9 protein-coding genes are annotated in these 8,148 nt (G+C 71.1%); 6 read left to right on the plus strand and 3 right to left on the minus strand.

The window, feature by feature from the left end; translation table 11 throughout:
* Positions 1-113: 113 nt before the first annotated feature.
* On the plus strand, positions 114-905 hold the full coding sequence (locus tag ACFY1H_RS04130) for an alpha/beta hydrolase (protein ID WP_366589766.1): 792 nt from the start codon (positions 114-116) through the stop codon (positions 903-905).
* Positions 905-1,423: a 3,4-dihydroxy-2-butanone-4-phosphate synthase gene (locus ACFY1H_RS04135; protein WP_366589764.1), complete on the plus strand. Its 519-nt coding sequence runs from the start codon at positions 905-907 to the stop codon at positions 1,421-1,423. Before ACFY1H_RS04130 ends, ACFY1H_RS04135 begins: the two co-directional genes overlap by 1 nt.
* 11 nt (positions 1,424-1,434) lie before the next feature.
* Here the strand turns inward: ACFY1H_RS04135 and ACFY1H_RS04140 are convergent, their stop codons facing one another.
* Positions 1,435-1,989, minus strand: a complete 555-nt coding sequence (locus tag ACFY1H_RS04140; protein WP_386944463.1) for an isochorismatase family protein — start codon at positions 1,987-1,989, stop codon at positions 1,435-1,437.
* Between the two features lie 74 nt (positions 1,990-2,063).
* Here ACFY1H_RS04140 and ACFY1H_RS04145 point away from each other — a divergent pair, with 74 nt between their 5' ends.
* Positions 2,064-3,014, plus strand: coding sequence for a Gfo/Idh/MocA family protein (locus ACFY1H_RS04145; protein WP_386944465.1), 951 nt, complete (start codon positions 2,064-2,066; stop codon positions 3,012-3,014).
* Between the two features lie 301 nt (positions 3,015-3,315).
* On the opposite strand, the gene ACFY1H_RS04150 is transcribed toward ACFY1H_RS04145, so the two are convergent.
* Positions 3,316-3,609: a hypothetical protein gene (locus ACFY1H_RS04150; protein WP_366589757.1), complete on the minus strand. Its 294-nt coding sequence runs from the start codon at positions 3,607-3,609 to the stop codon at positions 3,316-3,318.
* 873 nt (positions 3,610-4,482) lie between these two features.
* On the opposite strand from ACFY1H_RS04150, the gene ACFY1H_RS04155 reads away from it, so the two are divergent.
* The gene (locus tag ACFY1H_RS04155; RefSeq protein ID WP_386944467.1) at positions 4,483-6,135 is read left to right on the plus strand and encodes a DUF2339 domain-containing protein; all 1,653 of its coding nucleotides are present in this window, start codon (positions 4,483-4,485) and stop codon (positions 6,133-6,135) included.
* A gap of 60 nt (positions 6,136-6,195) precedes the next feature.
* Positions 6,196-6,597: a TIGR03667 family PPOX class F420-dependent oxidoreductase gene (locus ACFY1H_RS04160; protein WP_366589752.1), complete on the plus strand. Its 402-nt coding sequence runs from the start codon at positions 6,196-6,198 to the stop codon at positions 6,595-6,597.
* Position 6,598: 1 nt separating this feature from the next.
* Here the strand turns inward: ACFY1H_RS04160 and ACFY1H_RS04165 are convergent, their stop codons facing one another.
* A complete protein-coding gene (locus ACFY1H_RS04165) occupies positions 6,599-7,168 on the minus strand; it encodes a superoxide dismutase (RefSeq protein ID WP_386944469.1) in 570 nt (189 codons plus the stop codon).
* 329 nt (positions 7,169-7,497) lie between these two features.
* Between ACFY1H_RS04165 and ACFY1H_RS04170 the strand changes: the two genes are divergently transcribed.
* Positions 7,498-8,001: a DUF6328 family protein gene (locus ACFY1H_RS04170; RefSeq protein ID WP_386944855.1), complete on the plus strand. Its 504-nt coding sequence runs from the start codon at positions 7,498-7,500 to the stop codon at positions 7,999-8,001.
* Positions 8,002-8,148 lie beyond the last annotated feature (147 nt).

An 8,148-nucleotide genomic window follows, 5' to 3' on the forward strand; every position in this document is an offset into this window, starting at 1 on the left:
TGGCGCAGTGCGTGTGCGTTCACCCACGTCCGATGTGCGGCTCGTGTACATCCTCCTGTTGTCGCGCGACCCGGCGCGGCCGGATGCTCGTGTCTTCGAGAGGACGGTGCACCTTGGCGACAGCGACCGTGAACGGCGTGACCCTCCGCTACGACACCGCGGGCGAAGGCCCGCCACTGCTGCTCATCGCCGGCCTCGGCGCCAACTCGAGCGCGTGGGCGGGCGCGGTGCCCGAACTGAGCCGCCGGTTCACCGTGATCACCTTCGACAACCGGGGTGTCGGCCGCAGCGCCGTGCCCCCGGGTCCGTACTCGGTGGACACGCTGGCCGACGACGCGGCCGCGCTCGTGGAGTACCTGGACCTCGGCCCGGTCGCCGCCGTGGGCTGGTCGCTGGGCGCGTCGGTGCTGCAGTCGATGCTGATCCGCCACGGTTCGGTCCTGTCGAAAGCCGTGCTGCTCAACGGTTTCCCGTCGTACACCCCCATCCAGCACGCGTGGCTCGACGCCGGCCTCGCGCTCCGCCGCGCCGACGTCGACCCGCTGGCCGTCGGCGTGATCGGCATGGCGTGGGCCTTCACCGCCCGAGTGTTGTCGGACCACGAAACCCTTGCCGCCCAAGCGAAACTGGCCGCGGAAGACCCGTACCCGACGTCGCTGGAAGGCTTCGAAGCGCAAGCCGCGGGCCTGCGCGTCTACGACTCCCGCCCGGACCTGCCGTCGGCGCTGACCCCGACGCTCGTGCTGGCCGGTGCCGAAGACGTCCTGACGCCCGTGTCGCAGTCCGTGGAAATGGCTTCGCTGCTGCCGAACGCTTCCCTGCGCGTCCTGCCTCGGGGTGGCCACGCCATGCTCCTGGAGTACCAGGACGACACCCTCGCCGCGATCACGGACTACCTGGGCTGATGAGCCTCGCCGCCGATCTGGACGTCGGAGCGCTCGCGGCCCTGGGCCGCGGCGAACCGGTGCGGCTCGACGACTGCCTGGTCCTCCCGGCCGAGCTGGTGACCACCGCGTCGATGGCCTTCCTCATCCGCTACACCAGCGGGTTCGCCTGCGTCGCTCTCCCACGCGAGCGGTTGCGCGCGCTGCGCATCCCGCTGCTGCCCGCCGACGACACCGACTGCCCGCCGTTCGCCGTCTCCGTGGACGCCGCCGACGGCATCACCACCGGAATCTCCGCCCACGACCGGGCCCTGACCGCGCGCACCCTCGCGGCTCCGGCCACGACGTGGACCGACCTCACCCGGCCCGGCCACGTCGTTCCGATCCTGGCCCGCACCGGCTGCACGGGCGTGGCGGAAGCGGCGGTGGAACTGTGCCGACGAGCCGGCCTCGCCGAGGCGGCCGTGCTGGCCGCGGTCGAGGACGACGAGCCGGCGCTCGCCGGCCTGCCGAGGGTCTCGACAGTGGAGGTGTTCTGACTTCGCGCAGGTCAGGCCGTGAAGTCGACCTCCTCGGTGGTGACCGTGCCGGCCTTCCGGCCGGGTGCCGCGTGGTAGTTCCAGTACAGGTTCGTGTGCGCGATGACCTTGTCGGGCGTCGGCGCGCCGTACTCGGAGAGGTCTTCGGTGGTGTGCGCGTCGCCCACCAGGGTGGCGTCGTAGCCGCGCGCGATGGCGCCGTGGAGCGTCGAGCGGATGCACTCGTCGGTCTGCGCGCCCGAGACGAACAGGCGCCCGATGCCGCGCTCAGCCAGCACGGACTCGAGGTCGGTGTCCTCGAACGAATCCGGGTACGCCTTCTGCACCAACGCTTCCGAGTCGTTCCGGACGAGCTCCGGCACGTACCGCCACTTCTCGCTGTCGCGAGGCATCTGTTCGCTGTTGTGCTGCACCCACACCACGTCGACGTCGGCGGCGCGCGCCTTGTCGACGAGCGCGCCGATGTTGGCGACGACCTTGTCACGCTCGTGGGCGTGGTCGACCACGCCGTTCTGCACGTCGATCACGAGCAGGCCGGTCTTCGGGCGGTTGGCGAGCGTGGTCATGGCGGCTCCTCCGTTCGGTGGGGTCGATGGTATGTCTTCGGTCCGACAGTTTCGGGCGAGAACGTGGAGGACGCATGCTGCGCTGGGGAATCATGGGTACGGGCGGCATCGCCGGTGCCTTCGCGGAGGACCTGAAGCTCACGGATTCGGGTGTGGTCTCCGCCGTCGGCTCGCGCAGCCGCGAGACCGCCGACGCGTTCGCCGATCGCCTCGGCATCCCCACCCGCCACGGCAGTTACGAAGCCCTGGCCGCGGACCCCGAGGTCGACGCCGTCTACGTCGCGACCCCGCACCCGATGCACCACGACAACGCCATGCTCGCGCTGTCCGCCGGCAAGCCGGTGCTGGTGGAGAAGCCGTTCACGATGAACGCCGACGAGGCCCGTTCGCTGGTCTCCTTCGCCCGTGAACGCGGACTGTTCCTGATGGAAGCGATGTGGACGCGCTTCCTGCCGCACATCCACCACGTCCGCAGCCTGCTCCCGGAGCTCGGCGACATCGTCACCGTCTCCGCCGACCACGGCCAATGGTTCGCCGAGGACGCCGACTTCCGCCTCTTCGCCCCGGCCCTCGGCGGCGGCGCACTGCTCGACCTGGGCGTCTACCCGGTTTCGTTCGCGTCGATGATCCTCGGGACGCCGTCGCGCGTGGCCTCGATCGGCTCGCCGGCCTTCACCGGCGTCGACGCCCAGACGTCCATGCTCTTCGGCTACGACAGCGGCGCCCACGCGGTCCTCAACTGCACCCTCCGCGCCGCGTCGGGCACCACCGCCTCCATCGTCGGCACCGACGCGCGCCTGGACATCGAAGGCGCCTTCTACGCCCCGGCTTCCTTCACCGTCACCCCACGCGGCGGCACCCCCGTCCGCCACACCCACACCGACCCCGGCCGCGGCCTGCGCCACCAGGCCGACGAGGTCGCCCGCCTCCTGGCGGCCGGCGCGCTGGAGAGCCCGCTGATGCCGCTCGACGAAACCATCTCGATCATGGCGACGATGGACGAGGTGATCGCTCAGGCCGGCTGACGGTCGCTGGGCTACCCGCCGGCCCGCGTGTGGCGGGTAGCCCGGGGCGGCTTGTGTTCGGGACTCGGACGGCGGCCGCTGCTGCGCCTTCGCCTCTATTCGCGAGGAAGCTGCTGTCCGGTTGGGGCTCGTGTTGGTGCTCGGTGGTCCAGATCGCCACGGCTGCCCCCGATGGCCGCCTGCCCGGCTCGCAGGCCGTGCTCGGCCGATGTCTCCACGTTCCCTGCACGGGAAGAACGCCAGCGACTCGGCCAGGTCCGGCGTGGTCTCAGCCTCTCTTATCCGCCGCCCGCGTCCGGGATCAGCGGCGGTCCAGCTCCTCACGAGCCTGCCGCGCGACCGCCGCCCGGAGTTCCTCCATGCGCGCGTTCTCGGGCAGGAGGTCGCCGTGGTCGTGGAGGGAGACGTCGTTGAAGCTTCCCGCCGCACCGCGGAACAGCCCGAGCAACGACCTCAGCGCCCGTCGCCGCTCGAGCCGGGTCGGCGCCTGCACGAGCCGTTCGTGGTGCGTCCGGAGGAACGTCGCCACACCCGGCTTGTGCGGCCGGAGCACCTCGGCCAGCTCGGCGAGGTCGTCCAGCAGCTGATCGTCCACGCCACTCCTCGTCGCTGGGCCTGCGCCGCGAAGACTAGCCCGGGGTGATCGCAACCGTCCCGTGTCCGGGGTTGAGTAGTGCTACGGATCCGATCACCGCCACCCATCCCCGACCCTGACCGCATGACCACGGACGCCGCCACGCTTCACCGCCTCGCCGACGCCCTCGACGCCCTCGGCCGGCACATCGCCGCCGTCGGCACCGAACTCCGCACAGCCGGAACGCCCGCCACGCCGCCCCCGGACCCGGCTGCGCAGGCTGGGCCGGTGAACCCGCTGGTCAAGCCCACTTCCCAGCCACCGGTGCCGCCGGGGCAGCCGCCGACGCCCGCCGAGGCACCGCAGCCCGAGGCCGCACCGGACTCGGACCGGCCACCCTCTCCGTCGACCGCCACGCAGCCGCAGGTCAGCGCGCAGCCGGCCACATCCGCGCAGCCCAGCATGAGCGAAGGCGACCTACCGGCACACCTCACCGGCGCGGGCCCACAGCCAGCTCCGCATCGTGGCCAGCCCGACGCGCCGTCGGCCACCGCCGCCGCTTCGGCGGCGACTCAGGCTGCGACAAACCCGGCAGGCCCGACGGAATCCCACGCGGCCGCGGACTCAGCGCACCCCGAGTCAGGGCATCCCCTACAGCCCGGCACCCGGTCTGAGGCAGGTCCGGACCAGACCTCGCCCGTGGCAAGTGGCCGGCTGGAACCTCAGTCCAGTCCGCAGCAGCCAGGTGGCCAGCCGTCGCACGCTCGGCAGGCCTCGCACCCGGCGTCACCCCAGGCAACTCCGCAGCCGACCCACCGAGCCGCAGGAGACGAGTCGCCGCAGGCCAGCTCGCAGCCGACCACGGAGGCCGCTACGAGCACGGCGTCGCCTCATGTGGGCGGCCAGCAGCCCCAGACCGGCTCGCAGCCGTACGCGCCCTACGGCCCCATCTACCAGCCGTACCCCGGCGCCTACGCCTACCAGACGCCGCCCGAACCCCAGCCGTACGCGCAGCAGCCTTACCCCCAGACCAACCCCTTCCCGACCTACACCCCGCAGCCCACCCTGAGCGAGCGGCTCGGCAAGGAGGGCGCCGGGTCGCGGTTGCTCGCGTGGGTCGGTGGGGCCGTGACGTTGCTGGGTGTTGTGCTGCTGCTCGTGCTCGCGGTGCAGCGCGGGTGGCTGGGGCCGTTGCCGCGGGTGCTCGTGGGGGCCGTGTTCGGGGCCGCGCTCGTCGGGACGGGCGCGTGGCTGCATCGCAAGCCGGCCGCGCGCACTGGTGCGTTCGCCCTTGCCGCGACAGGGATCGCGACGCTCTACCTCGACGCGATAGCCGCCACCTCCCTGTACGAGTTCCTGCCCGTCCCCGCCGGCCTCGCCGTCGGGCTCGTGACCGCGGTGGGCGGGCTGTTGCTCGCCGTCATGTGGAATTCCCCTCTGCTCGCCAGTTCCGTCGTCGTCGCGTGCGGCGTGTGCGCACCCGTGATCACCCAGGGCTTCACGCCGGAACTCGTGACCTTCTTGCTCATCATCCAGATCTCGACGGTGCCCGTCCAGTTGCGACGGTCGTGGTGGTCCCTTTCGCTCACTTCGGCGATTCCACCCTTGACAGCGTCGCTGATCGGCACAGTGCTGCACACGCAGAACGCCGGCGTCGCCGTGGCCACCGGTTTCGTGAGCGCCGCCATCTCGTTGATCATGTTGCGCCGCAAGGAAAACGATCCGACCTTGCTGGCCGTGCTCGCCGTCGCGCCACTACCCGTGTTGGCCGCCGCGATGGTGCTTCCGAAGACGCAGGCGGCACTTTTGGCGGGTGCGGTGGCGGTTGTCCTTGTCGCGAAATGGCCGTTCGTGCGCGGTCAAGCCGGTACGGTCGCAGGCGTCGCCGGCCTCGTCGCCGCTTTGCAGGCCACGGTCACGGAATTCGACGGGGGTGCGGTGCTGCTGGGTGAAGCGCTGGCGCTCGCGTTCGCCGCTCGGTACACGAAGAACCGTTTCGTGCTAGGGGGTTCGCTGGCTTTCGCGGTGATCGGCGGGCTCGTCGCGATCGTCGTGGACGTGCCGCCCGCGATCCTCGTTGTCCCACGAGCGCACACGACCGCGGACCTGCTCGCCGCACTCGCCGCGGCCGCGCTCATGCTGGGCGCCGCGATCGCGTTGACCTGGGCCGCCGTGCGGCTCGAAACCCTCAATCCCAGCAAGCTTTTGCCGTGGCTTCCGGGCGGCCTCGCCGCGCTCTACGGCGCAGCCGGCCTGGTCCTGTGCGTGGCACTGCTGGCGGTTCCCGGCCGGTCCGGTTTCCTGCTGGGCCACGCGTTGATCACCGTCTCCTGGACGGTCGCCGCCCTCGTCCTGCTTCTCCGCGGTATCGCTGTCGTCGCGCTTCGCGTGGTAGGTCTCGTGCTGGTTGCCGCAGCGGTCGCGAAGCTGGTTCTGTTCGACCTCGCGGCGCTCGACGGGCTCGCCCGAGTGGGTGCATTTCTCGGCGCCGGTCTCGTTCTTTTGCTTGCAGGGAGCCGATATGCGCGAATGGTCGCCTCGCGCTAGCGGAAACTGTCGGTGGGTTGTGGTTCTCTTGATCTCACCACTTCCGAGGGGAGACCGAAGATGCAGTACACACCCGACCCGAACCTGATCAAGCGCGCCGGCGAGCCCGTGGGCTGGCTGACCACCATCACGCCGAGGGGACGTCCCGCACCACGTCCGGTGTGGTTCGTCCTCGACGGCGACGACATCCTGGTGTTCAGCCAGCCCGACACCGCCAAACTCCGCCACATCGCCGGCAACCCGGAGGTGAGCTTCCACCTCAACAGCGACCAGAACGGCGGAAGCATCCTCGTCGTCAACGGCCGCGCCCAAGTCGACGAGGGCAAACCCTCCGAAGCGCCGGGCTACCTCGAGAAATACGAGCCGTCCTACGCCGGCGTCGGATACGCCGACGCGGCCGCGTTCGACGCGTCGTTCTCGGTGCGCGTCCGCATCGTCCCGGAGCGCTCTTGGGGGTTCTAGGTCAGAAGGCGACGTCCAGGCAGGCCAGCCGTGCGCCTGCGGTTCCGGCGTGACCGGCGTCGGTGTGCGTGTGTGTTTCGTGGATCACCACGGAGTGTGCGCGTCGTGAGCCGAACGTCCAGTCCACAGTGGACTTGGCGTGGCCCGTGCCGAAATGGTCGGTGGTGAAGTCGAGCCAGATCTCGTTGCGCGGGTTCGCGTAGGTGGGGTCCACCGACGGCTTCACCGGGTCCGGTGTGTGCTGGAAGTGCGGGCCGGCGTCGTCGCCGCTGGGGCCGCACGCGTTCGCGTGGGCGTGGGCGCCGTACTGGTGGTTCGGCAGCAGGCCGGTGACCACGAGCGCGGTCGTGGTGCCGGTGGTGTGCGCGGACGTGCCGAACACGTGGGCTTGTGCGCCGCCCGGGACGAGGTCGGTGCGGTAGGTCACGGCGTGGGCGCCACGGGAGTACCCGGTGAAGGTGCCGTGCACGGAGGTGAAGTGCACCGGGGTGGCCGCGTCGGCGGTGGCGCCGGAGAGGCCGGCCAAGCCGGCGACGAGAGCAGCGGAAAGGAGTGTGGGAGCGATTCGCATGGTCATTCTCTAGCCAGCGCGTGGACCACGACGCCATGGGCGCCACCCGAACGTGTGATCACTTCCCCCGTCGTGGACAGCGTCGGGTGAATCCTCCACGGGCCGGTCGGCCAGGTTCGGGGCAGGGCGGAGCCTGGTGGGTCGGGCTTAGTGTTTCGGCACGAAGCCGACTCTGGAGCACACCGATGACTGACCCCGACGAGCAGCGCCGAGCCAACCCGCCCTCCGCCGACCCCGCAGGAGCCGAATTCCGCCGTGGGGAAGGCCTCGGTTCGACCACCGGCGGTGCACCACCGGTGGAGGCCGACGGGGCCATCGACAACGTCGACGTGGAGCACACCGGGGAGACACGCAACCAGAAGCTGCAGCGCAACGTCGGCGAGCTGCTTCAGGAGCTACGCGTCGCGCAGGCCGGGGTGCAGATCCTGCTGGGGTTCCTGCTGGCGGTCGTGTTCACCGACCGGTTCCAGGCAGCCGGCGGGCTCGTGAAGGGGCTGCACCTGGTCGCGGTGCTGCTGGCGGTCGCCGCCACGGCGCTGCTCACCGCGCCCGCGGCGTGGCACCGCCTGCTGTTCCGCACAGGCCGCCGCGACGAGATCCTGCGCGTCGGCAACCGCGTCGTGCTCGTCGGCTTCGGCTGCCTCGCCGGCACGGTCACGCTCACGGTCGCCCTCATCGCCAAGGTCGTCTACGGCACCCCCGCCCTCATCGCCGCGGGCAGCTTCACGGTCCTGCTGTTCGGCCTACTGTGGTTCGCTGTACCCCTCCGCCTCCCCAAGGACGACCCGGTCGCGGCCAACCCACCTGAGCCGGCGCGCAACCGACAGGCCTGACCAAGCGCGACGGGCGGGGCTGGCCGGGGCGGTTGGTTGGTGGGGCTGACCAAGCGCGACGGGCGGGGCTGGCCGGGGCGGTTGGTTGGTGGGGCTGACCAAGCGCGACGGGCGGGGCTGGCCGGGGCGGTTGGCTGGCGGCGCTGA

Source organism: Amycolatopsis sp. NPDC001319 (genome assembly GCF_042896185.1).
Classification (GTDB): Bacteria; Actinomycetota; Actinomycetes; order Mycobacteriales; family Pseudonocardiaceae; genus Amycolatopsis.